The sequence below is a fragment of the Novosphingobium acidiphilum DSM 19966 genome (genome assembly GCF_000429005.1).
In the GTDB taxonomy this organism is placed as follows: Bacteria; Pseudomonadota; Alphaproteobacteria; order Sphingomonadales; family Sphingomonadaceae; genus Novosphingobium; species Novosphingobium acidiphilum.
This window is the reverse complement of the sequence record NZ_AUBA01000015.1, coordinates 35,272-57,757: the sequence shown is the minus strand read 5'-3', so window position 1 is coordinate 57,757 and position 22,486 is coordinate 35,272. Positions and strand designations below refer to the sequence as shown.

Genomic DNA, 22,486 nt, shown 5'->3' with positions numbered 1-22,486 from the left:
CGATGGACACACAACCGCCCGAAATGCTTTCGCCCGAAAACGCAACACTTCTGCCCGGCCTCTACATTGTCGCCACCCCGATTGGCAATCTTGGCGACATGACCAGGCGCGCGATCGAGGTGCTGGGCGCGGTCTCGGCCATAGCCTGCGAGGACACGCGCGTCACGGGCAAGCTGATGGCGCATCTGGGGCTGAAAAAGCCGCTGCGCCGCTATGACGATCATGCCGATGCCGCCGCGCGCGATGCGCTGATCGATCTGATGCGCACCGCGCCGGTGGCATTGGTATCCGATGCGGGCACCCCGCTGATTTCCGATCCCGGCTATCGCCTGGTTCGCGCGGCGCAGGCCGAAGGCATTGTCGTGACCAGCCTGCCTGGGCCCAGCGCGCTGATCACCGCGCTGACGCTGGCGGGCCTGCCCACCGACCGTTTCCTGTTCGGCGGATTTCTGCCGGGCAAGGACAAGGCGCGCAGCGATGTCCTGTCCGAACTGGCGGGTGTGTCGGCCACGCTGGTGTTCTATGACACCGGCCCGCGGCTGGCCGACACGCTCGATGCCATGGCGGCGCTTTTGCCCCGCCGCGAAATTGCAGTGGCGCGCGAATTGACCAAGATGTTCGAGGAATGCCGCCGGGGCAGTGCCGAAGACCTGGCCGCGCATTATCGCGAACACCCGCCGCGGGGCGAAATCGTCGTGCTGGCCGGGCCGCCGGTTGCGCCGCTGGCGCCCGATGACGCGGCGATCGATGCCGCGCTGCGCGAAGCGCTCGAACGCCTGCCGATGTCGAAGGCGACCAAGGATGTGGCGCGTGCGCTGGGGGTGGATCGCCACGCGCTGTATCGTCGCGCGCTGGAATTGCAGGCCGACGCGCCGTGACGCGCGCGCGCCGGTCCGATCGCGATGGTCGGCGCGGCGAAGCGCTGGCCGCGCTGTACCTGATGGCCAAGGGCTGGCGGATTGTCGCGCGGCGCCAGCGGATCGGACACGGGCGCGGGGTGGGCGAAGTCGATCTGGTGGCGCGGCGCGGACGCGTGCTGGCCTTTGTCGAGGTGAAATGGCGGCGCGATGCGGCGGCCTTTGCCGATGCCATCGACGAACGCCGCCTGCAGCGCGTGGCGCGCGTGGCGCAGGCGCTGATACCGCGTCTGGCGCGCAGCGACGATAGCGTCCGGATCGATGTGATATTGCTTGCGCCGTGGCACTGGCCACGCCACATCGTCCACGTTTGGCAGCCCTAGGCGCTGCCCTTATTCGGGAACATTCACGCATGCCGGTTCGCGTCGCGGTCCAGATGGATCCACTTGCCACACTCAATATCGCCGGGGATTCGACCTTTCACCTGATGAAATCGGCCCAGGCGCGCGGCGCCGAGCAATGGTATTACGACGTGCGTTCGCTGGCGTGGGAGGCCGGCCGGATCACCGCAGACGCAGCGCCTGTCACGGTGCAACATGTCGTTGGCGATCACTACACGCTGGGCGAAGTGCGCAAGATCGATCTGGGCCGCGATGTCGATGTCGTGCTGATGCGGCAGGATCCGCCGTTTGACCTGGGCTATATCACCGCCACGCATCTGCTTGAACGGCTGGAGGGCGAAACACTGGTCGTCAATGACCCGCGTTCGGTGCGCAATGCGCCCGAAAAGGTCTATGTGCTCGATTATGCGCGGTTCATGCCGCCCACACTGATCACGCGCAGCGCCGCCGACGTGCGCGCATTCCAGCGCCACCATGGCGGTGCGGTGGTGGTCAAGCCGCTGCATGGCAACGGCGGCAAGGCGGTGTTCAAGATCGATGCCGATGGCGGCAATCTGTCGGCGTTGGCCGAACTGTTCGGCCAGGTCTGGCCCGAACCGTTCATGGTGCAGACGTTCCTGCCCGAAGTGGCCGAAGGCGACAAACGCATCGTGCTGGTCGACGGCGACGTGCTGGGCGCGATCAACCGCAAGCCGGGCGAAGGCGAATTCCGGTCGAACCTGGCTGTCGGCGGCTATGCCGAACAATCGGGCCTGACCGAACGCGAAGCCGAAATTTGTGCGGCGATGGGGCCAGAACTGAAGGCGCGCGGGCTGGTGTTTGTCGGCATCGATGTGATCGGTGGCAAATGGCTGACCGAAATCAACGTGACATCGCCCACCGGGATCGTCGCGATCGAAAATTTCGATGGCGTCGACACCGGCGGCGCGATCTGGGATGCGATCGAACGCCGGCTGGGGGTGTGATGCCGGCAAGACCCTTCCCCCTTCAAGGGGGAGGGGCGATTACTCGGCCGCGCTGTCGGCCAGCCACTGTTCCAGATACTTGATCGAATAATCGCCGTTCAGGAACACCGCGTCGTCAAGCAGGCGCTGGTGCAGCGGGATCGAGGTCTTGACGCCTTCGATCACCATTTCCTGCAACGCGCGCTTCAGCCGCATGATGCAGCCTTCGCGCGTGCGGCCATAGACGATCAGCTTGGCGATCATCGAATCATAGTACGGCGGGATGCGATACCCGGCGTAAAGCCCCGAATCGACGCGCACATGCATTCCGCCGGCCGCGTGATAGGCCGTGACCAGCCCGGGTGAGGGGGCAAAGGTAAACGGGTCTTCGGCATTGATGCGGCATTCGATGGCGTGGCCCGAAAACACGATTTCGTCCTGCGTAACCGACAGCGGACGGCCATCGGCAATGCGGATCTGTTCGCGCACCAGATCGATGCCGGTGATGGCTTCGGTCACCGGATGTTCGACCTGCAGCCGCGTGTTCATCTCGATGAAGTAGAATTCGCCGCCTTCCCACAGGAATTCGATCGTGCCCGCGCCGCGATATCCCATGTCGGCCATGGCTTTGGCCACGATCCCGCCCATGCGGTCGCGTTCTTGCGCCGAAATCACCGGGCTGGGTGCTTCTTCCAGAACTTTCTGATGGCGGCGTTGCAGCGAACAGTCGCGTTCGCCCAGATGGATTGCATTGCCGTTGCCGTCGCCGAACACCTGGAATTCGATGTGGCGCGGATTGCCGAGGTATTTTTCGAGGTAAACCGTGGCATCGCCGAACGCGGCCTTGGCCTCGCTGCCGGCCTGTTGCATCAGGCTTTCCAGTTCGTCGGGGCCGTTGCACACTTTCATGCCGCGCCCGCCGCCGCCCGAAGCCGCCTTGATGATCACCGGATAGCCGATCGCTTCGGCAATCTTTGCCGCTTCGACCGGATCGTCGATCGCGCCGTCGGACCCCGGCACCAGCGGCAGGCCCAGCCGGCCCGCGGTGCGCTTGGCTTCGACTTTGTCGCCCATCGTGCGAATGTGTTCGGGCTTGGGCCCGACCCAGGTGATCCCGTGGGCTTCGACGATTTCGGCGAATTTGGCGTTTTCGGACAGAAAGCCATAGCCGGGGTGGATCGCATCGGCATGCGTGATTTCCGCCGCCGAAATGATCGCCGCGATATTGAGATAGCTGTCTTTGGCTGCAGGCGGCCCGATGCACACCGCATGATCGGCCAGCCGCACATGCATGGCATCGGCATCGGCGGTGGAATGCACCGCCACGGTTTCGATCCCCATTTCGCGCGCGGCGCGATGGATGCGCAGGGCAATCTCGCCGCGATTGGCGATAAGCAGACGCTTGATAGCCATGGGCTGGTCCTGTCGTTCGCGGTTCAGGCGATCACGACCAGCGGCTGGTCGTATTCGACCGGCTGGGCGTTTTCGACAAGGATAGCGGTCACCGTGCCCGAAGCCGGCGCGGTGATCGTGTTCATCACTTTCATCGCTTCGATGATCAGCAGGGTCTGGCCCGCCTTGACCGTCTGGCCGACCGTCACGAAATTCGCAGCGCCCGGTTCGGGGGTCAGATAGGCGGTGCCGACCATCGGCGATTTCACCGCGTTGGCATGCGTTTCGGCTGGTGGCGTGGCAGGCGCCGCCGCTGCGGGCGCGGGGGCCGCAGCCGGGGCAGGCGCGGCATAGGCTGCCGCGGCGGGTGCCGCGGTCAGCGTGCGGGCCACGCGGATCTTGCGCGTGCCGTCTTCGACTTCGATTTCGGTCAGGCCGGTATCAGCCAGCAGTTGGGCCAGTTCGCGCACCAGCGCGCTGTCGATGGCCATGGTATCCGGGTTGGTGTCCGGGTTCGCGCCGCGGTCTTGCGCCATGTGTCGTTGTCCTCGCGGTGGATGAATGGTCAAATTGCGTTGCGCCGCGCCATGCCCCCAGACAGACGCCGTGGCAAGAGGCTTGTCGCAAGAGTGTTACGCCAATCCCCAGATCAAAGCCTGGCGACGGCGTCCAGCGCAACGATATAACTGTTGGCGCCAAAGCCCGCGACAGTGCCCAATGCGGCCATGCCGACATAGGACCGATGGCGGAATTCCTCGCGCTTATGCGGGTTTGACAGGTGCACTTCGATCACCGGAAGGTGAATCGCCTTGATCGCATCGTAAAGCGCAATGCTGGTGTGGGTAAACGCGCCCGCGTTGATCAGCACCGCGCGCGCGCCCTGGGCCTGCGCCTCGTGCAGCCAGTCGACCAGATGGCCTTCGTGGTTCGACTGGCGCATGTCGATTTCCAGCCCCAGGTCCTGCGCCCGGTCCTCGAGCATGCCGGCGATATCGTCCAGCGTGTCGTGGCCATAGATCTCAGGCTCGCGCAGGCCGAGCAGGTTGAGGTTGGGACCGTTGAGAACATAGACGACCTGGGTCATGGCGCGGCAAATCCGATTGGCGTTGAAATGCCATCCTCTACCCGTGCATGGCCAAAGCGCAAGGTTGGGGTCTGGATTGTCCGGTCTGCCGGCAATGCACAAGGCGCGGCGGGCAACGCTCAGATCATTGGGGTGCCTGCGCCGGCATCACCGGGACCGGTTCGATGGGCATCGTGTCGTTCACCGGTTTGCCGAAATCGTTTTCGCCCGGGTCCTTGTCCTTGTCTGCCGCAGGCGCGGGGTCCATCCCGGCGACGGGTTCCTGCGCATGAAGCGATGCCTTGATTTCGGCATTTTTGGCCCGCTTTTCCGCGGCTTCGGCGCGCGCTTCGGCGGCGATCACCTTTTGCTGGATGTCCGCATCGGCCGCCGAAATACCGGGCGAACATCCGGCCAGCATGGCGCACGGGGCACAGATCAGGATCAGGGCGCGAATCTTGGTCATGATGCGCCCGGGCATAGCGTCAAAAGGTTACCCGATGTTCAAGACGCTTTGTCATCCTGCGGCCGTCGCCCGGTCATGCGCAGGTAAAACCGCGAAAAATACGACGGATCGGCAAACCCCAGTTCGTTGGCAACCGCGCTGGCGCTGGCCCCTGTATAGCGCAGCAGCCGTACTGCTTCGAGCGCCAGCCGCCGGTTGATCAACCCTTGCGGGCTGTGCCCCAGATGGCGGCGGGTCAGGCGGGTCAGCGTACGCACCGTTGTGCCGATTGACTGTGCATAGAACGCCAGCGGGCGGTGTTCGGCCAGATGCGTTTCGACCATATGGCGAAACACCGCCAGCCGCTGGTCGCCCGGGCTGGCCGCGTGGTCACCCTGCAACAAGGCCCGGATCAACGCCTCGGCCAGCGCATCGAACAAGGCGTTGCCTGTCGTTGCGGTTTCATCCAGCCCGATCAGTTCATCGGCCAGGCGGCGGACGCGCCCGGCCGCACCCGGCGACAGCGTGCCGTGTCCGCCGCGCGTCAGCAGCGCGCCCAATCCGTCGGCGTGGCCGTTGGCGCGGCTGACGAATTCCTGCGCCAGCGTCAGCACATGTCCACCGGTGCGGTGGTCGAACCGAAATCCGTGCACCACACCCGTTGGCACCACGATGAACGCCGGGCCGTCGAGCGCAAACAGCGCACCGTCAAGCGTGACCTGCGCCGGGCCCTGATGCACCAGCAACAGCTGCACCGCCCGATCGTGACGATGCGGAGCTATGGCCCAATCGTGCAGGGCGCTGCGTTGTGCGATTGTTTCGATATGGGCAAAGCCTGTCGGGCTTTGCCAGTGATCTTCGCCATAAAGCGCAAACGTGGGAATGGTCACAGGCGGCATCATTGTGTCCGAAAAGTACCAGAGCTTTGACCGCGTCATCCCTTCACGCCTGGCGCCTGTTCGTCAATAGATTGCAGGCGGGAGAACGATCATGAAGACACAGGTTGCGATTGTCGGCGCGGGCCCGGCCGGACTGCTGCTGGGCCACCTGTTGCGTGCCGAAGGGATCGCCTGTGTCGTGATCGAGCGGCAGAGCGGCGAATATGTGTTGTCGCGGATCCGTGCCGGGGTGCTGGAACAGGGTACTGTCGGCCTGATGGAACGGCTGGGTCTGGACGCGCGGATGAAAGTCGAAGGATTGCCGCACGGCGGGTTCAACCTGGCCGATGGCGAACGCCTGATCCGCATCGATGTGGCAGCACTGACCGGACAAAGCGTGATGGTCTATGGCCAGACCGAACTGACCCGCGATCTGATGGATGCGGCCCCTGCGCGCGGGCTTGAGGTGATCTACCAAGCGGGCGATGTGGCGTTGCACGATGTCGCGGGCAACGCGCCGTTTGTAACCTTTGCCAGGCAGGGCCGCGACCATCGCATCGATGCGCGGATCGTGGTCGGGTGCGACGGGTTTCACGGCCCCAGCCGCCAGGCGATCCCGGCCAACGTGGGCCGCGTGTTCGAACGGGTCTATCCGTTTGGCTGGCTGGGTATTCTGGCCGATGTGCCGCCGTGCAACCACGAACTGATCTATGCCAACCATGAACGCGGTTTTGCGCTCGCCTCGATGCGCAGCGCAACACGCAGCCGCTATTACATCGATGTGCCGCTGACCGAACGGATCGAGGACTGGTCCGACGATCGGGTGTGGGATGAACTGGCAGTGCGGCTGGGCCCCGATGCCGCGGCGCAGATCACACGCGGCCCCGCGCTTGAAAAATCGATCGCGCCGTTGCGCAGTTTCGTGTTCGAACCGATGCGCCATGGCAGCCTGCTGCTGTGCGGCGATGCTGCGCATATCGTGCCGCCGACGGGCGCCAAGGGCCTGAACCTGGCGGCCAGCGATGTGCATTATGCAGCACAGGCGCTGGTGGCGTTTTTCCGCGATGGCGATGCCGACGCGGTGGCGGGTTATTCGGCCAAGGCGCTGGCGCGGGTATGGAAGAGCGAACGGTTCAGCTGGGCCCTGACGAAGCTGATGCACCGGTTTCCCGAAGATGGTCCGTTTGAACGCCGCATGCAGCGCGCCGAGCTTGATTATATCGCCTCAAGCGAGGCAGCGCAGCGCAGCATCGCCGAAAATTATGTGGGCCTGCCGCTGTAACGCGCGAAGTCAGGCGCGCGGGTGGTCGGCAGTCGCGCGTGGTTGTATCGTGCCATGCGCTGTGGTTTTGTCGTGGCGCACGCAAGGAGGGGGCATGGGGCTGATACTGTCTATCGCATTGGCTGCGGGATCAGCCGTAGCACCACCACCGCTGGCCGGCGGCTGGACCCCGGTCGAAGCACCGATGGACGATCACGAGGTGCGCGCGGCGGCACTTGCGCTGGTGCGGCACCTGCCGCTCAAGACCGTTGGCCTGCGCCATATCGAAAGCGCATCGCGCCAGGTGGTGGCGGGCACCAATTTCCGGCTGACCGTGCGGCTGACCAGCGGCAGGCTGTGGCGCGGCACGGTCTGGCACAAATTGAATGGTGCCTTTGTGGTGACGCGCATGGCGCGGCTGCGGGCCGACAGGTGAATCCTCCCCGGCCGGGGAGGATCGCATTTACGACCAGCCGTCTTGCGCTTCGAGCTGGGCGGCCAGTTCGCCAATCACGCGGTAGCAGTCGAGCACGCCTGCAACCGCGCTGTTGGGCTGACGGCCTTCGCGGATCGCGGCGATGAATTCGCGGTCCTGCAGTTCGATCCCGTTCATGCTGACATCGACATGGGAAACATCGATCTGCGCATCGCGCCCGTCGAACAGATCGTCATAGCGCGCGATATAAGTGCCGGTATCGCCGATATAGCGAAAGAATGTGCCCAAGGGCCCGTCGTTGTTGAACGACAGTGACAGCGTGCACAGTGCGCCGGTTTCGGCCTTGAGCTGGATCGACATGTCGAGCGCGATGCCAAGGTCGGGATGCTTTGGCCCCTGCAGCACATGCGCAGCGACGATCCTGCCCGATTGGTAGGCAAACAGGTCGATCGTATGCGCGGCGTGGTGCCACAGCAGGTGGTCGGTCCAGCTGCGCGCTTCACCTTTGGCATTGATATTCTTGCGGCGGAAGAAATAGGTCTGCACGTCCATCTGCTGAACCGCGAATTCACCTGCGACGATGCGCTTGTGCACCCATTGGTGCGACGGGTTGAACCGGCGGGTGTGGCCGACCATCGCGACCAGCCCGGTCTGTTCCACTTTGGCCATGACCGCAGCCGCATCGGCCCAGCTGTCGGACAGCGGGATTTCCACCTGCACATGCTTGCCCGCCTCAAGACAGGCGATGGTTTGCGCGGCGTGCATCTGCGTGGGCGTGCACAGGATCACCGCATCGACATCGTCGCGCGCCAGCGCGTCGGCAAGTTCGGTGGAGCTGTGTTTCGCGCCATATTTGGCCGCCACCGCAGCGGCCTGTTCGGCGGTGCGGCTGATGATCGAGACGATTTCGACGCCGGCGATATTTTTCAGGCCATCGAGGTGCTTTTCACCAAAGGCGCCGGCTCCGGCCAGCGCGATACGGATGGGGGCATGGGCCATCGGGCAGTTCCTTGACACGAAAAGACCGGGCGCGATGGTGAAACCGCGCCCGGCAGGGTGGAAGCGGTTGGGGTCAGTCGGCCGGTTCGAGCACGATGTGCCCGATCGCGGTGTTGCTGCACGGAATATGGTAATGGCGATGGAGCAGGCGGGTTTTGGGCCCCAGCGCGCCGCGCATGATCAGCCACATCACCATTTCGATGCCTTCGCTGCCGGTTTCGCGCAAGTATTCGATATGCGGGATCCAGCGCGCGGCGTCGCTGTCGCCGATCAGCATGTCGAGAAAGGCATTGTCCCATTCGCGATTGAGCAGCCCGGCGCGCGGGCCCTGCAACTGGTGGCTCATGCCCCCGGTGCCCCAGATCTGCACGTTCAGGTCTTCGGGAAAGCTTTCCACCGCGCGCCTGATCGCCTCGCCCAGCGCCCAGCAACGATTGCCCGACGGCACCGGATAGGTCACCACGTTCACCGCGATCGGCACGACTTTCACCGGCCACGCCTCGGGCGATCCGAACATCATCGACAGCGGCACGGTCAGCCCGTGATCGACATCCATCTCGTTGATGATCGTCATGTCGAAATCATCAAGGATCAGGCTTTGCGCGATATGCCAGGCAAGGTCGGCATGGCCTTCGACATCGGGCACCTGGCGCGGGCCCCAGCCTTCGTCGGCGGGCTTGTAATGTTCGCCGCAGCCGATGGCAAAGGTCGGCACGATCTTCATGTCGAACGCCGAGGCGTGATCGTTGAACACCAGGATCACCACGTCGGGCTTTTCCGACTTTTCCCATTCGCGCGTCCAGTCGTACCCGGCAAAGATCGGGCCGAAGTAGTCATCGCGGCTTTTGCCCTGGTCGACCGCCACGCCCAGCAGCGGCACGTGGCTTGAACCCACGCCGGCAGTGATGCGCGCCATGTCAGTATCCCCCCTTGATCGATCGCTGGCCGATCGGGCTGCGCCCGCCGTCAAGCATCATTTGCCGGTATTCGGGCCAGGTCATGTCGGTCATTGTCGAAACCGCCTCGGCAAAGGGAATGCCGTCGCTGGAAAACAGTTTCGACAGGAAATAGACATTGCCGCCCATGTCGAGCAGTGCATTGTAATCGCGCGCCATCACCGCCGCCTTGGCCGCGTCGGCAATCGGCCATTCATCCAGATAGGCGCGTTCATCGGCGCGGAACCGCTCGCGGTTTTCGGGCTTCATCAGGCTCATCGCGAACTGGTTGATGTGGTACCCGGCGCGCGCGCGCGCCGCAGTATAGACACGCGTGCCAGGGATATCTTCAAGTTCCGCCAGATAGGCGTGAATGTCGCGGGTGGGGGGCGTCTGGGTCACAGACCCTTCTCCTTGAGCAGGGCATCGAGCCGCGGGAATACGCGGCGCGCGTTGCCTTCGAAAATCGCGTGGCGCTGGTCCGCCGTGATCGGCAGCGCATCGATATAGCGCTTGGTGTCGTCGAAATAATGCCCGGTGGTGGGGTCGATGCCGCGCACCGCGCCGACCATTTCCGAACCGAACAGGATGTTCTTGGTTTCGATCACCTCGTTCAGCAGGTTGATCCCCGGCTGATGATAGACGCAGGTGTCGAAGAACACGTTGTTCATCAGATGGCTGTCAAGCGCGGGCTTTTTCAGCATGTCGGCCAGCCCGCGATAGCGCCCCCAGTGATAGGGCACGCCGCCGCCGCCATGCGGGATGATGAACCGCAAGGTGGGAAACCGGCTGAACAGATCGCCTTCGAGCAATTGCATGAACGCAACGGTGTCGGCGGCAATGTAATACCCGCCGGTGGCGTGCATCGCCGGATTGCACGAACCCGACACATGGATCATCGCGGGAACGTCAAGTTCGACCATTTTTTCATAAAACGGGAACCAGTACGGATCGGTCAGCGGCGGGTGGGTGAAATGACCGCCGCCCGGATCGGGATTGAGATTGCAGCCGATAAAGCCAAGCTGCGTCACACACCGTTCGAGTTCGGCCACCGACGACGTCATGTCCGCCTCGGGCGACTGGGGCAGCATGCACACCCCGGCAAAGGTGTCGGGGAACAGGCCGACCACGCGCGCAATCAGATCGTTGCACGCCCGCGCCCAGGGCACCGCCACGCTCTGGTCGCCGACATGCGGCGCCATCGCGCTGGCGCGGGGGGAAAAAATGGTCAGGTCGGCCCCGCGTTGCGCGATCAGGCGCAACTGGTTGGCCTCGATCGTTGCGCGGATCTCGTCGTCGCTGATCGCGGGGTAGGGCGGGGCAGGCTCGCCCGCCTTGAACGCGGCGGTCTGCGCGGCGCGCCAGGTGTCGTGCCCTTTGGGCAGCACGGTATAGTGGCCGTGGCAGTCGATGATCAGCGTCATGATCGGTGTCCTGTGGGTGTGACGATCGGGTGTCCGGCCTGTTCGCGCTGGCGGCGGACGGTGCCATTGGTCATCAGCGGTTCGACGCCGAGCGCGGCCAGCGTGCGCGCGCTTTCCTCCATTTCGGCCGCGCGGCGTATCCCGTGGGTGGCCATGCGTTCGATGTTGTAGGCGGCGCGGGCAAACCAGGACTGCGGCCGTTCGCTGGCATCGAGCGAGGCCAGTACATCTTCGGCTACGCCCGCGCGCGTGGCGGCCAGCATCATTTCGGCGGTCAGCGCCTCGATCCCCTTGACCATGACCGAACGGATCATCTTGATCGCGCTGGCCCGGCCGACTTCGTGGCCGACGGCGCGGATATTGGCAAAGCCTGCCGCGCCCAGTGCGGCCAGCGCCGCATCGGCATGATCGCCCGCCAACAGCAACGGCACGGTCATCTGTGCGGGATTGACCGGGGCCAGCACCGCGACATCGATATAGCGTGCGCCGGCGGCGGCAATGCACACAGCGGCGGCGCGCTTGGTTTCGGGCGCGACCGAATTCATATCGCACCACAGCGCTTCGGGGCGCAGCCAACGCGCATAGTCGCGCGCGACAGCAAGCGCCGCATCGGCCGTCACCAGCGACAGCACCAGGTCGGCACCGGCCAGCGCCTGTGCCGCGGTTTCGGCACCTGTCACACCCAGATCATCGGCGAGCGCACGACGATCGGCACGGATGTCAAAGGCGCGCGCGCCCGACCAGCGTGCCGCGCGGGCAAAGGTCGATCCGGCTTCGCCGAACCCGATAAGGGCAATGGTGGGTGCCATGCGCGCTTCCCTGCCGTGACCGGAGACACGCGGCCAATCCAATTGCGCTGCGGGCGATAAGATCACGCTAAGTGTGGCTGTTTAGCCAAAGCGGCGCGCCGCGCATTGATCCCGATCAAGCACGGCGCCAATCGCGGCTGTCTGCCAGGCAGCCGACGCCGATGCTACAACCGGAGCCGTGTTGACGGGATATCGCGAAACCCAGCCGTACCACGTTGCTCGATCCGGTTCAGGCGGGGCAACTGTCCGCATTGTCGGCCTGATCCGTGGCGGCAAGAAGCCGCGCAAGCCGCGCCGCAACCAGCCACGGCTCGAGCATGCGGCCGATGATATAAAGCGCGACGAAAAACCCGGCAAACACGCGCCCGGAAACATGTGCGGTTTCAAGCAGCAGCGACAGGCCCAGGAAAAGCGCAGGCGCCAGAAAGCAGAACCCCAGCGCGCGGCTGGCAAGCCGATAGTGCAGCGCTGGGCCCGCCACGATCTGCAAGTGGCCACGATCCCACACCGCCATCGGATCCTGCGACAGCGGATCGGACTTGTGGAACACCAGGGTATCGCCTTCGCGCCGGCGGGTCGTGCCGGGTTCGCGAAACAACGGATCCAGCCGGGCAAAGGCGGTGTCGCATGTTTGCCCGGGCGCCAGCGGCACGGCCCCGCGCACGGTCCAGATCCAGTCGATCAGCCGCAACAGCCCATGTTCGCTCATTCGGCGGGCACCGCGGCCGGGCTGCGCCAGGTGCGCACGCGATCGATCACCGGCAGAAACGGATAGAGCATCTGTTCGCGGATCGACATGCGGCGCCCGCCTTCCTGGCCGACCAGTTCCGCCTCGTCATCGACGCACGTGCCGAACATGCGGTCGATAACGATGAAGGTGTTGGCATAGTTGCACCGCGTGCTGGCATAATCCTGGCAGTGGTGCAGGCTGTGGTGTTCGACCGTGTTGAACAGATACAGCCACCAGCGCGGGGTGTTGAACCGGATATTGGCATGGTTGTAGATGTCGATGGCCAGCCCGATGCCCCCCGCCGCAAGCGCAGCACGCGGCAGAAAATCCAGAAATCCGCCGATACCCAACCCGATCAGGAAAATTTCGATCGGATTGCCGATGGCGCCTTTCAGCACGTTTAGCTGGGTGATGTAATGGTGCGGCGCGTGGGTCAGCCACAGCGGGTACCAGTTGTGCATCGCGCGGTGCATCCAGTATTGCCCGAAATCGAACACGAACATCGTGACGAAAACCTGCAGCAGAAACGGCCAGTGCCCCGCCCAGGCAGTGTGAATGTTCCAATAATGCTTGATCGCGTCGACGGCCGCGTCGCTGCCGATGTGCTTTGCGGCGTATTTGACCAGCGTGTAGCTGACCGCGACATAGAACAGATCGGTGGTCAGCTCCTTCCACGTCAGGCGCCAGCTGGCGTGCCGCTGGCTGACCCATTCCAGCCCCAGGCACACCACCTTGAACGCGATGCCGATGCCGATGCCCACCGCGGGTGTGGCATATCTGTCGGGCGCGAAGGTCCAGAACGCGATCATGGCTGCCAGCACGACCGGCTGGAACCAGGTAAAAATGAACTGCTTGACCGGTCCGCCCTGAACCTTTGGCCGGTCCCAGGTGCCCAGCCGCTGTGCGCCTGCGCGTCTTGTGCCGATGCCTGATGGTGCGTTCATACCCGACCCCGGAATGCCGGCCGCAGTGTGCGACGATAGGAGAATCTCCGCAACAGCATACACCTGTGGTGGGCCGGGCACTCTGCGTCATCTGACGTATGCGGCGCGCCTATCGCTGTGCCGCGACCGCGTCCAGATCGGCAAGGAATTCGGCCTGCACCGCGGTTGGCCGCCACGAAGCACGCGTGGTGACCCCGATCACGCGGTGGAACGCGCTGGGCAGCGTGCCGAGCGAGCACAGCCAGCGCGCCTCAAGCTCAACCGCAACCTGGTCGGGCGAGACCAGAGTCAGGAAATCGCTTTCGATCAGGACCTGGCGAATGATCATGACCGAACCGGATTCGACCGGCACCGGCGGCGCCGTCATGCCGCGTTCGGCAAACATCGCTTCCCACTTGTCGCGCAACGGCGCGCCGCGCGCGGGCAGGATCCACGGGTGGCGGGCCAGCGCGGACAAGTCAGGTCGCGTGCTGCCCAACGGATGGTCATGGCGCGCCACCACGATCGGTTCATCCTCGAACAGCGCGGTCTGCACCAGGTCGGGTTCGACCAGCGGCTGGCGCAGTGCGCCGATCATCATGTCGATCACGCCATTGCGCAACGGCTCGACCAGTTCGGTGCGTGCGCCTTCGGCAATCGCGATGCGCACGTGCGGATGGCGCTTGAGAAACCGCGCCACCGCTGCGGGCAGGATGCGCGCGCGCGACAGCGGCATCGCGCCGATGGTGATGCGCCGCACCTCGCGGCCCTTCAGCGCCTCGATCTCGGCCAGCCCCGCCTCAAGCTCGACCCGTGCGAGCCGGAACGTGCGCGCCAAAGTCTGCCCTGCCTCGGTCAGCACGACGGCATTGCTGCGCCGTTCAACCAGCACCTTGCGCAGTGACAGCGACAGGTCCTTGACCGCGCGGTGCAGCGTGGGGACGGCCAGCCCGGTGGCCAGGCTTGCCCCCAGGTAACTGCCGCTGTCGGCCAGCGCGAGCAGTGCGCGCATGCGCGCCGTGGTGACATGCGGGCTGATCGCGTGATCGAGCGCGGCGCGGATGCGCGGCACCAGCAGATCAGCTGCAGGCGTTGGTACCATGCCGTCGTGGCGCCGTTCGAACAGCGGCAGGTTCAGCTGGTTTTCCACCCGCGCCAGCGCCTGGGTCAGCGCGGGCTGGGTCAGGTTTACCGCGCGTGCCGCCGCACCCATCGTTCCCAGCTGCGCAATCTGGCCGATGGCGGTCAGGTGGCGCAGATTATAATCCCAGATGTCCATCCATTCTCCGTGGCGGTCGAGCACAGAGATTAGCGAAATCTAATGGCCTGGCCAGAGTTCCGCCTTCCCCTCGTCGTTTGCGCGGCGCAACCCGGCGCAAAGTTTTCCCCTGCCAAGCGAGCACACAGCATGAGCGGTATTGTCGTCCAGACCATCGAACGCGCCCCGGCAGACATTATCGATCGCCTGGCGCGGTGCGGCGTGGCCACAGTGCACGAGGCGCAGGGCCGGACCGGCCTGCTGGCCAGCCATATGCGGCCGATCTATGCCGGCGCGCGGATTGCCGGATCGGCGGTGACGATCAGCGCGCCTCCGGGCGACAACTGGATGATCCATGTGGCGATCGAGCAACTGCAACCGGGCGACATCATGGTGCTGGCGCCGACGTCGCCGTGCGAAGACGGTTATTTCGGCGATCTTCTGGCCACCTCGGCACAGGCGCGCGGCTGTCGCGGGCTGGTGATCGATGCGGGCGTGCGCGATGTGCGCGATCTGACCGAAATGGCGTTTCCGGTCTGGTCCAAGGCGGTGTTTGCGCAAGGCACGGTGAAAAACACGCTCGGCTCGGTCAATGTGCCGGTGGTCTGCGCGGGCGCAGCGGTCATGCCGGGCGATGTGATCGTGGCCGATGACGATGGCGTTTGCGTGGTGCCGCGCGCCCGCGCCGCCGAGGTGCTGGCCGCCGCCGAAGCGCGCGAAGCCAACGAAGGCGAAAAACGTGCCAGGCTGGCCGCGGGGGTCCTGGGCCTCGACATGTACAAGATGCGCGAACGGCTGGAAAAAGAAGGCCTGAAATATGTCTGAGATTGCAGCGCGTTGCATGTGGATGCGCGGCGGCACGTCGAAAGGCGGCTATTTCCTCAAACACGAACTGCCCGCCGATCGCGCGGCGCGTGATGCGTTTCTGCTTGCGGTGATGGGATCGCCCGATCCGCGCCAGATCGACGGGATGGGCGGTGCCGATCCCCTGACCAGCAAAGTGGCGGTGGTGTCGCGTTCTGACCGCGACGGGATCGATGTCGATTACCTGTTCCTGCAGGTTTTTGTCGATCAGGCGATCGTGTCGGACGCGCAAAACTGCGGCAATATCCTGGCAGGCGTGGGTCCGTTTGCGATCGAACGCGGGCTGGTCGCGGCGTGTGAGGGCGAAACCCGCGTGGCGATCCATATGGAAAACACCGGCCAAGTCGCGGTGGCCACGGTGCAGACGCCGGGCGGGGTGCTGACATATGCCGGCGATGCCGCGATCGACGGTGTGCCGGGCACCCATGCGCCGGTGCCGCTGGCGTTTCGCGACACCGCGGGATCAAGCTGCGGCGCGCTGCTGCCCACAGGCAACACGGTCGACATGATCGAGGGCGTGGGCGTTACCTTGATCGACAACGGCATGCCGTGCGTGGTGATGAAGGCGTCCGACCTTGGCATTACCGGTTATGAAGACCGCGAATGGCTGGATGGCGCGAACCCGCTCAAGGCGCGGATCGAGGCGATCCGGCTGATCGCGGGCCCGATGATGAACCTGGGCGATGTGGCCGACACATCGGTGCCCAAGATGATGCTGGTCGCACCACCGCGCGCGGGCGGCACCGTCTGCGTGCGCAGTTTCATCCCGCATCGTGCGCATGCCACGATCGGCGTGCTGGGCGCGGTGTCGGTTGCAACCGCGTGCCTGCTGCCCGGATCGCCCGCGGCGGACGTGGCGCTCGTGCCCGACGGCGCGCGCAAGACGCTGTCGGTCGAACACCCGACCGGCGAAATGAGCTGTGTGCTGGAAACCGATGGATCGGGCGCGGTGGTCAGCGCCGCGCTGCTGCGCACGGCGCGCAAATTGATGGATGGAGTGGTCTTCGCATGAGCAACCGGATCGTTTCGTGGCATGCCGCCCCGTCACAGCCGCGCTATCGCCCGCCCGCCGGTGCGATCGATGCGCATTGCCACGTGTTCGGCCCGCAAGCGCAATTTCCGTTCAGCGCCAAGGCAAAGTATCTGCCCGAAGATGCGGGCGCCGACATGCTGTTCGCGCTGCGCGATCATCTGGGCTTTGCCAGGAACGTGATCGTACAGGCCAGTTGCCACGGCACCGACAACGCCGCCACGCTCGATGCCATCGCACGGTCGCAGGGGCGCGCGCGCGGTGTTGCGGTGGTCGATCCGGCGATCGGCGAAGACGAACTGCATGCGATGCATGCCGGCGGCATCCGCGGCATCCGCTTCAATTTCCTGAAACGGCTGGTCGATGATGCGCCCAAGGACAAGTTTATCGAGGTTGCCCGGCGGTTGCCCGCAGGCTGGCACGTGGTGATCTATTTCGAGGCTGACATTCTTGATGACATGCGCAGCTTCATCGACGCGATCCCGGTGCCGCTGGTGATCGACCACATGGGGCGCCCCGATGTGACGCAGGGCCCCGACGGGCCGGATATGAAGGCGTTTCGCAACCTGCTCGATCAGCGCGATGATATTTGGTTCAAGGCGACGTGCCCCGACCGGCTCGATCCTGCGGGCGATCCGTGGAACGCCTTTGCCGCGGCGGTTGCACCGCTGGTGGCGGATTACCCGGGCCGTGCGCTGTGGGGAACCGACTGGCCGCACCCCAATATGCAGGATGCCATCCCCGACGATGGCCATCTGGTCGACATGATCCCGCGCATCGCGCCCACAGCGCAATTGCAGCACCAGATGCTGGTCGACAATCCGACCGCGCTCTATTGGGCGGATTGCGCCTAGCCGACTTTGACGCCCTTCCAGAACGCGATGCGGCCGCGGATCGCTGCGGCCTTGTCCTTGGGATCGGGGTAATACCACGCAGCATCGGTGTTGTCGGCGCCGTCGACATGCAGCGTGTGGTAATGCGCGGTGCCCTTCCACGGGCAGAACGTGGTGGTCGTGCTGGGGCGCAGCAGCGTGGCATCGACCGCATCGGCCGGGAAATAGTGATTGCCTTCGACCACTACCGTATCATCGCTGCTGGCGATCAGGGTGCCGTTCCATCGTGCTTCGACCATCGTGTGTCTCCTTGGCGCACACCGTCGGGGCAGGGGCGGCCGGTGTCAACGCGCCCTCTTGGTCATCGGTGCTTGCGGTCGGGCGATCATGATGGTCTGATCAGGCGATGGATCTGGAATTGTTTCGTTCGCTGTGGGGGTGGCCCACCGGCGCAGGTGCCGACTGGGCGCGGTGTGGTGCGCAATGCCGCGAAAACCGCTTTGTCGGGGTTGAGGCGCGGCTGCCTGCCGATCGCGCCGCGCGGCTTGCGCTGAAATCGGCGCTGGAGGCCGAGGGGTTGGGCTATATCGCGGTGGTGTTCACCGGCGGCGATGTCATCCCCGATCAGGCATGGACGCCGGCACAGCACCTTGACCGGCTGGCCGAGGCGATCGAGGGCGCGCGCGTGGCGGGCGCGCGGTTCATCAATGTTCTGCCAGGCAATGACCGCTGGGCGCTGGGCGCGCAGGTCGATTTTTTTGGCCGGGCGCAGGACCTGGCCGAGACTGCGGGCATCACGTGCAGCTTTGAAATTCACCGTGCGACATCGCTGTATAGCCCGTGGGTCGCGCTCGAGGTGATCGCGCAGGTGCCGGCGTTGCGCTTCACCGCCGATCTCAGCCACTGGGTGGTGGTGTGCGAGCGCCTGCTGGATCATCCCGCCGACGATCTGGCGCCATTTCTGTCACGCGTGCATCATGTGCAGGCGCGCGTCGGCTATGACCAGGGGCCGCAAGTGCCGCATCCGGCCGCGCCCGAATATGCCGCCGCATTGGCCTGGCACCAGGCGCAGTGGGAACGCGTGTGGGCCACGCACCGCGCGGCAGGGCGCGCGGTGACCACGGTAACGCCCGAATTCGGCCCCGATGGCTATACCCACCAGTTGCCGTTCACCCGCGCGCCTGTGGCCGATACCTGGGAATTGAACCGGTGGATGGCCCAAACGACGCTTGATCATTTTGCCGCATGGAGCGCCCGCGCATGACGTCATTCGACCGCTTGCCGATTATCGATGTGACCGGCCTGTTCAGCGCCGACCCGGCCGCGCGCGCGGCGGTGGCCGAAGATCTGGGCCGTGCCGCGCGCGAGGTAGGGTTTTTCTACATCCGCGGCCACGGTATCGCACCCGAACGGATCGCCGGGCTGCGCGCGGCGGCGGCAACGCTGTTTGCCCACGATCTCGACTGGAAGATGGCCTGCCACATCGGTCTGGGACGCGGGCACAAGGGCTATGTGCCCGAAGGGTCTGAATGGTACGGCAGCGGCCGCCCCGATCTGAAGGAGGCGTGGGATATCGGTTTCGAGGCGGCGGACGATCATCCGTTCGTCATCGCGGGCCAGCCCTTGATCGGGGGCAACAAGTGGCCGGCGCTGCCCGGATTTCGCGAAGCGGTCGATGCCTATTATGCCGATGTGTTTGCGCTGGGGCGCAAGCTGTTCCAGGGATTCGCGCTGGCGCTGGGGCAGGATGAACACGCGTTCGACGCGCTGGTCACGTGCCCCCCGTCAAAACTGCGGCTGATCCATTACCCGGTCGACCTAAGCGCCGAGGATGCGCCGGGGATTGGCGCGCACACCGATTATGAATGCTTTACGCTGCTGCTGGCCGACCAGCCGGGGCTCGAAGTGCTGAACGGCCTGGGCCAATGGATCGATGCGCCGCCGATGGAGGTCGACGGGGAAGAGCTGTTCGTGATCAATGTCGGCGACATGCTGGAAGTGATGACCGCCGGGCAATGTGTCGCCACCACGCACCGCGTGCGCAAGGTGCAGGCCGAACGGTACTCGTTTCCGCTGTTTTTCGCCTGTGACTATGCGACCAAGATCCGGCCTTTGCCCGAATTCGATCCGGCCGGCACCTTGGCCGCGCACTATCCCGACATTTCGATCGGCGATCACATGTGGTCGATGGCGCTGCAGACCTATCGCTATTTGCGCGACAAAGTGGCCGCAGGTGAACTGGCACTGCCGGAAAACGCCCGGGCAACCAACACGTTCGGCCAGTTCAAGACCCTGGAACAGGCGGAGCGCGAGTAAGGTCTGCGCAATGTCCGCGCGTCCTTCGACTGGTTCAGGACGAGCGGATGACTGCGTTTCCGGTCAGGCAGTTGTTACTATCGTCCGATGTCAATCAGGCAACGCCGCGGTCTTGGCCGGCCCAGTATTGCGCGCGCATCGTCTTCTTGTCGAATTTGCCCACCGCGGTGCGCGGCAATGCGTCCTTGAAGAACACGTGTTTGGGCGCCTTGACGCTGCCGATGCGGTCCTTGCAATGCGCGATGATCGTGGCGGCGTCGGGCGCGCCGGGGCCGGCGACGACCAGTGCGGTAACCGCTTCGCCCCATTTGTCATCGGGAATGCCGATGGCTGCGCATTCCAGAATGCCGGGCAATTCGGTAACGGCCGCTTCGACTTCGGTGCAGAACACATTGAAGCCGCCGGTGACGATCATGTCCTTCTTGCGGTCGACGATATAGTAGAAACCGTCGGCGTCGCGGCGTCCGACATCGCCGGTGTGGTGCCAGCCATGCGCCCAGGTTTCGGCGCTGACTTCGGGCATTTCGAAATAGCCGCCGCCGACAATTCCGCCGCGCCCGACGATTTCGCCCACTTCATCGGCACCCAGCAGATTGCCGTCGTCGTCCATCAATTCAACGCGCACCGAATAGCTTTGGCGGCCGCAACTGGCCAGACGTTCGGGGTGATCGCCCGCAGCCGCAGCGGCCACGTCCTGCGGTGACAGCCAGGTGGCGACCAGGTGAAATTCGGTCTGGCCATAGCTTTGGCACATGCACGGGCCAAAGATTTCGACCATCTGGCGCAGTTTTTCGGGCGCGCAGGCCGATCCTGCAAGCAGGAAATATTTGAGGCTGCTGTAATCGACATCGCGGACGCGCGGGTGGGCCAGCATGGTATAGACCGCGGTCGGGGGCAGAAACGTGTGCGTCACGCGGTGGTGTTCGATCGCGTCCATCACCGCATCGGCATCGAACTGGGGCAGCACCACGATCGTGGCGCCCATCGCAATCCCGGCCATCGTGAACGGTCCTGCCGCATGGGTCAGCGGTGCGGTTGCCAGGAATACGGGCCGGGTGTCGACCGCCATGACATTGCCGATGGTTTCAAGCATCGTGCCCCAGCTGCGGTTGAGCACGCGCACGCCTTTGGCAGGGCCGGTGGTGCCGCCGGTGGCGATGATCGCAGTCAGGTCCTCGCCATTGCCGGTGGGATCCCCCCAATCGGCGACAGGCGGCGAACCCGCCGCCTGCATGAACTGATCCTGCGAAGGATTGTCGCCATCAGCCGCATCGATGCACACCATCAGGCGGATCGTCGGCACGGCCGCCTGGACCGTGCGGGCATCATCGGCATAATGCGAATGATAGAACAGCACGCTGGCCCGCACATAGTTGAGATAGGCCACGTTGTCAGACAGGGCATTGCGCGTGTTGACCGGAATCCAGGTGGCGCCTGCGCGCCACAGCGACAGCATCGCCACCAGCACCCCGGGGTGGTTGGGGCTCATCACCGCCACCGCTTCCTGGTGCGCCAACCCCGCATCGAGCAACGCAGCCGCCAGCCGGTGGGTCAGGTCGTGCACTTCGCCATAGGTCAGCGATTGCCCGTCGGCGACCAGCAGCGTGCGGTCGGGGTGAAGGCGGACCTGACGGTCGAAATAATCGATATTACGCATTTTTGGCGGTCTCTTCTCGTCCGGTGATCTTGGCGGTTTCGGCGGCAGTCGATGTCGGGCCGGTGTTGCGGCTGATCAGGCCGCCCACCAGTGTCGGGCCCTTGGCAAAAGGTTCGGGATCGCCGGGGCGCGGTTGCAGGCCGAACAGCGGGCTCATCCCCGGAATGCGGCCCAGCCCGCCAAACAGGTCGAACCCGCGATCGATCCAGTCGCGCAGCGGTTCATCGTCGGTCATCGGTGGAACGTCGGCAATGCTCGAACACCACAGGAACACGGCCAGCGCTCGATAATCGGCATAATTGGGGCTGTCGCCGCCCAGCCATTTGTGTTCGCGCAGGATGCCGCGCAGCAGTTCCAGTTCGGGCAGGACCAGCGGCAGGCGATCCTCGCGCCCCGAAACCAGGTCTTCCATCGGTGCGCCCCACATGCGGCGGCGCGATTCGACGATATAGGGGATGTCCTGCGGAAACGAGCGATCGCGATATTGCACCGCAAAGCAGCGGGCCCACGGGCCAACCGCGGTCTTCCACAGCCAGGTTTCCAGAAATTGCGCCAGCACGCGCACCGACGGATCGCCGATCAGCGTGGGCCGGTCGGGGTATTTGCGATCGAGGTATTCGGCGATCAGCCAGGAATCGAGCACCCATTCGCCATCATCGACAATCACCGGCAGCCGTTCCGATCGGCCTTGCGTGCGTTCAAGAATGCCGGTGAACCCGCCATCGACCACATCGAGGTCAAAGCCTTTGTGTTTCAGTGCATATTTGGTGGCCCAGACAAACGGACTGGTGGTGGCACCACTGGCATGTTGCAGGTCGAAGAACGTGATGCGATTGTCTTTGGCCATTGGTCCATCCTCTCGCGCCGGGCCCTTTATGACCGTCGGAACGTGTGGATGACACGCGCGCCGGTCGGGCCGATCCTTTTCGAACATTGTTAGTAATGCATACAATCGCGGACAAGGAAAGGGGGATTTGCGTGCTGTCGCGTGCCCGGGTTGTGTGGGGGCCCTTGCGCAGCGCGGGCCGGTC

General features: G+C 64.6%; 26 protein-coding genes. 10 read left to right on the top strand and 16 right to left on the bottom strand.

What is annotated here, in order from left to right; genetic code table 11:
• Positions 1 to 2 precede the first annotated feature (2 nt).
• From rsmI to gshB, 3 genes are read left to right on the top strand one after another with little or no spacing between them, the layout of a single operon-like run.
• Positions 3 to 878 carry a 16S rRNA (cytidine(1402)-2'-O)-methyltransferase gene (gene rsmI, locus G404_RS0113180; RefSeq protein ID WP_028641504.1) on the top strand — a complete coding sequence of 292 codons (876 nt, stop codon included), beginning with the start codon at positions 3 to 5 and terminating at the stop codon, positions 876 to 878.
• Positions 875 to 1,240 carry a YraN family protein gene (locus G404_RS0113175; RefSeq protein WP_028641503.1) on the top strand — a complete coding sequence of 122 codons (366 nt, stop codon included), beginning with the start codon at positions 875 to 877 and terminating at the stop codon, positions 1,238 to 1,240. The genes rsmI and G404_RS0113175 overlap by 4 nt, the downstream gene beginning before the upstream one ends.
• Positions 1,241 to 1,269: 29 nt before the next feature.
• Entirely contained in the window at positions 1,270 to 2,223 is a 954-nt protein-coding gene (gene gshB, locus G404_RS0113170; protein ID WP_028641502.1) for a glutathione synthase, read from the top strand.
• 39 nt (positions 2,224 to 2,262) lie between these two features.
• Here gshB and accC read toward each other — a convergent pair whose 3' ends face one another.
• The 5 genes from accC to G404_RS0113145 all read right to left on the bottom strand — a co-directional run bounded on the left by accC (position 2,263) and on the right by G404_RS0113145 (position 6,001).
• Entirely contained in the window at positions 2,263 to 3,615 is a 1,353-nt protein-coding gene (accC, locus tag G404_RS0113165) for an acetyl-CoA carboxylase biotin carboxylase subunit (RefSeq protein ID WP_028641501.1), read from the bottom strand.
• Positions 3,616 to 3,638: 23 nt separating this feature from the next.
• Complete coding sequence (gene accB, locus G404_RS0113160; protein ID WP_028641500.1) at positions 3,639 to 4,130, bottom strand: acetyl-CoA carboxylase biotin carboxyl carrier protein; 492 nt, start codon at positions 4,128 to 4,130, stop codon at positions 3,639 to 3,641.
• A 113-nt stretch (positions 4,131 to 4,243) separates the two neighbouring features.
• On the bottom strand, positions 4,244 to 4,678 hold the full coding sequence (gene aroQ / locus G404_RS0113155) for a type II 3-dehydroquinate dehydratase (protein ID WP_028641499.1): 435 nt from the start codon (positions 4,676 to 4,678) through the stop codon (positions 4,244 to 4,246).
• 124 nt (positions 4,679 to 4,802) lie between these two features.
• Positions 4,803 to 5,123 carry a hypothetical protein gene (locus tag G404_RS0113150; RefSeq protein ID WP_028641498.1) on the bottom strand — a complete coding sequence of 107 codons (321 nt, stop codon included), beginning with the start codon at positions 5,121 to 5,123 and terminating at the stop codon, positions 4,803 to 4,805.
• Positions 5,124 to 5,161: 38 nt separating this feature from the next.
• Positions 5,162 to 6,001 (bottom strand): helix-turn-helix domain-containing protein, encoded by an 840-nt coding sequence (locus G404_RS0113145; RefSeq protein ID WP_028641497.1) that lies wholly within the window; start codon positions 5,999 to 6,001, stop codon positions 5,162 to 5,164.
• Between the two features lie 91 nt (positions 6,002 to 6,092).
• Here G404_RS0113145 and pobA point away from each other — a divergent pair, with 91 nt between their 5' ends.
• Both pobA and G404_RS0113135 read left to right on the top strand, forming a co-directional pair.
• Positions 6,093 to 7,262 (top strand): 4-hydroxybenzoate 3-monooxygenase, encoded by a 1,170-nt coding sequence (pobA, locus tag G404_RS0113140; RefSeq protein ID WP_028641496.1) that lies wholly within the window; start codon positions 6,093 to 6,095, stop codon positions 7,260 to 7,262.
• 94 nt (positions 7,263 to 7,356) lie between these two features.
• Positions 7,357 to 7,677 (top strand): cystatin family protein, encoded by a 321-nt coding sequence (locus G404_RS0113135; RefSeq protein WP_028641495.1) that lies wholly within the window; start codon positions 7,357 to 7,359, stop codon positions 7,675 to 7,677.
• A 27-nt stretch (positions 7,678 to 7,704) separates the two neighbouring features.
• On the opposite strand, the gene G404_RS0113130 is transcribed toward G404_RS0113135, so the two are convergent.
• The 8 genes from G404_RS0113130 to G404_RS0113095 all read right to left on the bottom strand — a co-directional run bounded on the left by G404_RS0113130 (position 7,705) and on the right by G404_RS0113095 (position 14,776).
• A complete protein-coding gene (locus tag G404_RS0113130; RefSeq protein ID WP_028641494.1) occupies positions 7,705 to 8,661 on the bottom strand; it encodes a Gfo/Idh/MocA family oxidoreductase in 957 nt (318 codons plus the stop codon).
• Between the two features lie 88 nt (positions 8,662 to 8,749).
• Complete coding sequence (locus G404_RS0113125; protein WP_028641493.1) at positions 8,750 to 9,592, bottom strand: class III extradiol dioxygenase subunit beta; 843 nt, start codon at positions 9,590 to 9,592, stop codon at positions 8,750 to 8,752.
• Position 9,593: 1 nt separating this feature from the next.
• Positions 9,594 to 10,013 carry a protocatechuate 4,5-dioxygenase subunit alpha gene (gene ligA / locus G404_RS0113120; protein WP_028641492.1) on the bottom strand — a complete coding sequence of 140 codons (420 nt, stop codon included), beginning with the start codon at positions 10,011 to 10,013 and terminating at the stop codon, positions 9,594 to 9,596.
• Positions 10,010 to 11,035 (bottom strand): amidohydrolase family protein, encoded by a 1,026-nt coding sequence (locus G404_RS0113115; RefSeq protein WP_028641491.1) that lies wholly within the window; start codon positions 11,033 to 11,035, stop codon positions 10,010 to 10,012. The genes ligA and G404_RS0113115 overlap by 4 nt, the downstream gene beginning before the upstream one ends.
• Positions 11,032 to 11,844, bottom strand: coding sequence for an NAD(P)-dependent oxidoreductase (locus tag G404_RS19055; RefSeq protein WP_051280669.1), 813 nt, complete (start codon positions 11,842 to 11,844; stop codon positions 11,032 to 11,034). Before G404_RS19055 ends, G404_RS0113115 begins: the two co-directional genes overlap by 4 nt.
• Before the next feature lie 229 nt (positions 11,845 to 12,073).
• Positions 12,074 to 12,553, bottom strand: coding sequence for a hypothetical protein (locus tag G404_RS19870; protein WP_051280667.1), 480 nt, complete (start codon positions 12,551 to 12,553; stop codon positions 12,074 to 12,076).
• Positions 12,550 to 13,518 (bottom strand): sterol desaturase family protein, encoded by a 969-nt coding sequence (locus tag G404_RS19045; RefSeq protein ID WP_036521400.1) that lies wholly within the window; start codon positions 13,516 to 13,518, stop codon positions 12,550 to 12,552. The genes G404_RS19870 and G404_RS19045 overlap by 4 nt, the downstream gene beginning before the upstream one ends.
• 109 nt (positions 13,519 to 13,627) lie before the next feature.
• On the bottom strand, positions 13,628 to 14,776 hold the full coding sequence (locus tag G404_RS0113095; protein ID WP_028641490.1) for a LysR family transcriptional regulator: 1,149 nt from the start codon (positions 14,774 to 14,776) through the stop codon (positions 13,628 to 13,630).
• Positions 14,777 to 14,905: 129 nt separating this feature from the next.
• Here G404_RS0113095 and ligK point away from each other — a divergent pair, with 129 nt between their 5' ends.
• From ligK to G404_RS0113080, 3 genes are read left to right on the top strand one after another with little or no spacing between them, the layout of a single operon-like run.
• Positions 14,906 to 15,580 (top strand): 4-carboxy-4-hydroxy-2-oxoadipate aldolase/oxaloacetate decarboxylase, encoded by a 675-nt coding sequence (gene ligK / locus G404_RS0113090; protein WP_028641489.1) that lies wholly within the window; start codon positions 14,906 to 14,908, stop codon positions 15,578 to 15,580.
• A complete protein-coding gene (locus G404_RS0113085; RefSeq protein ID WP_028641488.1) occupies positions 15,573 to 16,631 on the top strand; it encodes a 4-oxalomesaconate tautomerase in 1,059 nt (352 codons plus the stop codon). The genes ligK and G404_RS0113085 overlap by 8 nt, the downstream gene beginning before the upstream one ends.
• Positions 16,628 to 17,503 carry an amidohydrolase family protein gene (locus tag G404_RS0113080; protein WP_028641487.1) on the top strand — a complete coding sequence of 292 codons (876 nt, stop codon included), beginning with the start codon at positions 16,628 to 16,630 and terminating at the stop codon, positions 17,501 to 17,503. Before G404_RS0113085 ends, G404_RS0113080 begins: the two co-directional genes overlap by 4 nt.
• Here the strand turns inward: G404_RS0113080 and G404_RS0113075 are convergent.
• On the bottom strand, positions 17,500 to 17,781 hold the full coding sequence (locus G404_RS0113075) for a DUF427 domain-containing protein (RefSeq protein ID WP_028641486.1): 282 nt from the start codon (positions 17,779 to 17,781) through the stop codon (positions 17,500 to 17,502). The two genes, G404_RS0113080 and G404_RS0113075, sit on opposite strands and share 4 nt — an antisense overlap.
• 107 nt (positions 17,782 to 17,888) lie before the next feature.
• Here G404_RS0113075 and G404_RS0113070 point away from each other — a divergent pair, with 107 nt between their 5' ends.
• Positions 17,889 to 18,746: a sugar phosphate isomerase/epimerase family protein gene (locus G404_RS0113070; RefSeq protein ID WP_028641485.1), complete on the top strand. Its 858-nt coding sequence runs from the start codon at positions 17,889 to 17,891 to the stop codon at positions 18,744 to 18,746.
• Entirely contained in the window at positions 18,743 to 19,798 is a 1,056-nt protein-coding gene (locus G404_RS0113065) for an isopenicillin N synthase family dioxygenase (RefSeq protein WP_028641484.1), read from the top strand. Before G404_RS0113070 ends, G404_RS0113065 begins: the two co-directional genes overlap by 4 nt.
• 94 nt (positions 19,799 to 19,892) lie before the next feature.
• Here the strand turns inward: G404_RS0113065 and G404_RS0113060 are convergent, their stop codons facing one another.
• Together G404_RS0113060 and G404_RS0113055 are read right to left on the bottom strand one after the other, a co-directional pair.
• Positions 19,893 to 21,455: an AMP-binding protein gene (locus G404_RS0113060; RefSeq protein ID WP_028641483.1), complete on the bottom strand. Its 1,563-nt coding sequence runs from the start codon at positions 21,453 to 21,455 to the stop codon at positions 19,893 to 19,895.
• Complete coding sequence (locus G404_RS0113055) at positions 21,448 to 22,302, bottom strand: beta-etherase (protein WP_028641482.1); 855 nt, start codon at positions 22,300 to 22,302, stop codon at positions 21,448 to 21,450. Before G404_RS0113055 ends, G404_RS0113060 begins: the two co-directional genes overlap by 8 nt.
• Positions 22,303 to 22,486 lie beyond the last annotated feature (184 nt).

What these genes read in the sequence shown, in the direction of transcription:
- G404_RS0113065 (WP_028641484.1), top strand. Translation starts at nt 18,743, where the DNA reads ATGACGTCATTCGACCGCTTGCCGATTATCGATGTGACCGGCCTGTTC.
- G404_RS19055 (WP_051280669.1), bottom strand. Translation starts at nt 11,844, where the DNA reads ATGGCACCCACCATTGCCCTTATCGGGTTCGGCGAAGCCGGATCGACC.
- G404_RS0113070 (WP_028641485.1), top strand. Translation starts at nt 17,889, where the DNA reads ATGGATCTGGAATTGTTTCGTTCGCTGTGGGGGTGGCCCACCGGCGCA.
- G404_RS0113135 (WP_028641495.1), top strand. Translation starts at nt 7,357, where the DNA reads ATGGGGCTGATACTGTCTATCGCATTGGCTGCGGGATCAGCCGTAGCA.
- rsmI (WP_028641504.1), top strand. Translation starts at nt 3, where the DNA reads ATGGACACACAACCGCCCGAAATGCTTTCGCCCGAAAACGCAACACTT.
- G404_RS0113060 (WP_028641483.1), bottom strand. Translation starts at nt 21,455, where the DNA reads ATGCGTAATATCGATTATTTCGACCGTCAGGTCCGCCTTCACCCCGAC.
- G404_RS19870 (WP_051280667.1), bottom strand. Translation starts at nt 12,553, where the DNA reads ATGAGCGAACATGGGCTGTTGCGGCTGATCGACTGGATCTGGACCGTG.
- ligK (WP_028641489.1), top strand. Translation starts at nt 14,906, where the DNA reads ATGAGCGGTATTGTCGTCCAGACCATCGAACGCGCCCCGGCAGACATT.
- G404_RS0113085 (WP_028641488.1), top strand. Translation starts at nt 15,573, where the DNA reads ATGTCTGAGATTGCAGCGCGTTGCATGTGGATGCGCGGCGGCACGTCG.
- accC (WP_028641501.1), bottom strand. Translation starts at nt 3,615, where the DNA reads ATGGCTATCAAGCGTCTGCTTATCGCCAATCGCGGCGAGATTGCCCTG.
- G404_RS0113115 (WP_028641491.1), bottom strand. Translation starts at nt 11,035, where the DNA reads ATGACGCTGATCATCGACTGCCACGGCCACTATACCGTGCTGCCCAAA.
- accB (WP_028641500.1), bottom strand. Translation starts at nt 4,130, where the DNA reads ATGGCGCAAGACCGCGGCGCGAACCCGGACACCAACCCGGATACCATG.
- G404_RS19045 (WP_036521400.1), bottom strand. Translation starts at nt 13,518, where the DNA reads ATGAACGCACCATCAGGCATCGGCACAAGACGCGCAGGCGCACAGCGG.
- G404_RS0113125 (WP_028641493.1), bottom strand. Translation starts at nt 9,592, where the DNA reads ATGGCGCGCATCACTGCCGGCGTGGGTTCAAGCCACGTGCCGCTGCTG.
- G404_RS0113080 (WP_028641487.1), top strand. Translation starts at nt 16,628, where the DNA reads ATGAGCAACCGGATCGTTTCGTGGCATGCCGCCCCGTCACAGCCGCGC.
- pobA (WP_028641496.1), top strand. Translation starts at nt 6,093, where the DNA reads ATGAAGACACAGGTTGCGATTGTCGGCGCGGGCCCGGCCGGACTGCTG.
- aroQ (WP_028641499.1), bottom strand. Translation starts at nt 4,678, where the DNA reads ATGACCCAGGTCGTCTATGTTCTCAACGGTCCCAACCTCAACCTGCTC.
- G404_RS0113150 (WP_028641498.1), bottom strand. Translation starts at nt 5,123, where the DNA reads ATGACCAAGATTCGCGCCCTGATCCTGATCTGTGCCCCGTGCGCCATG.
- G404_RS0113145 (WP_028641497.1), bottom strand. Translation starts at nt 6,001, where the DNA reads ATGCCGCCTGTGACCATTCCCACGTTTGCGCTTTATGGCGAAGATCAC.
- G404_RS0113075 (WP_028641486.1), bottom strand. Translation starts at nt 17,781, where the DNA reads ATGGTCGAAGCACGATGGAACGGCACCCTGATCGCCAGCAGCGATGAT.
- gshB (WP_028641502.1), top strand. Translation starts at nt 1,270, where the DNA reads ATGCCGGTTCGCGTCGCGGTCCAGATGGATCCACTTGCCACACTCAAT.
- G404_RS0113055 (WP_028641482.1), bottom strand. Translation starts at nt 22,302, where the DNA reads ATGGCCAAAGACAATCGCATCACGTTCTTCGACCTGCAACATGCCAGT.
- G404_RS0113095 (WP_028641490.1), bottom strand. Translation starts at nt 14,776, where the DNA reads ATGGACATCTGGGATTATAATCTGCGCCACCTGACCGCCATCGGCCAG.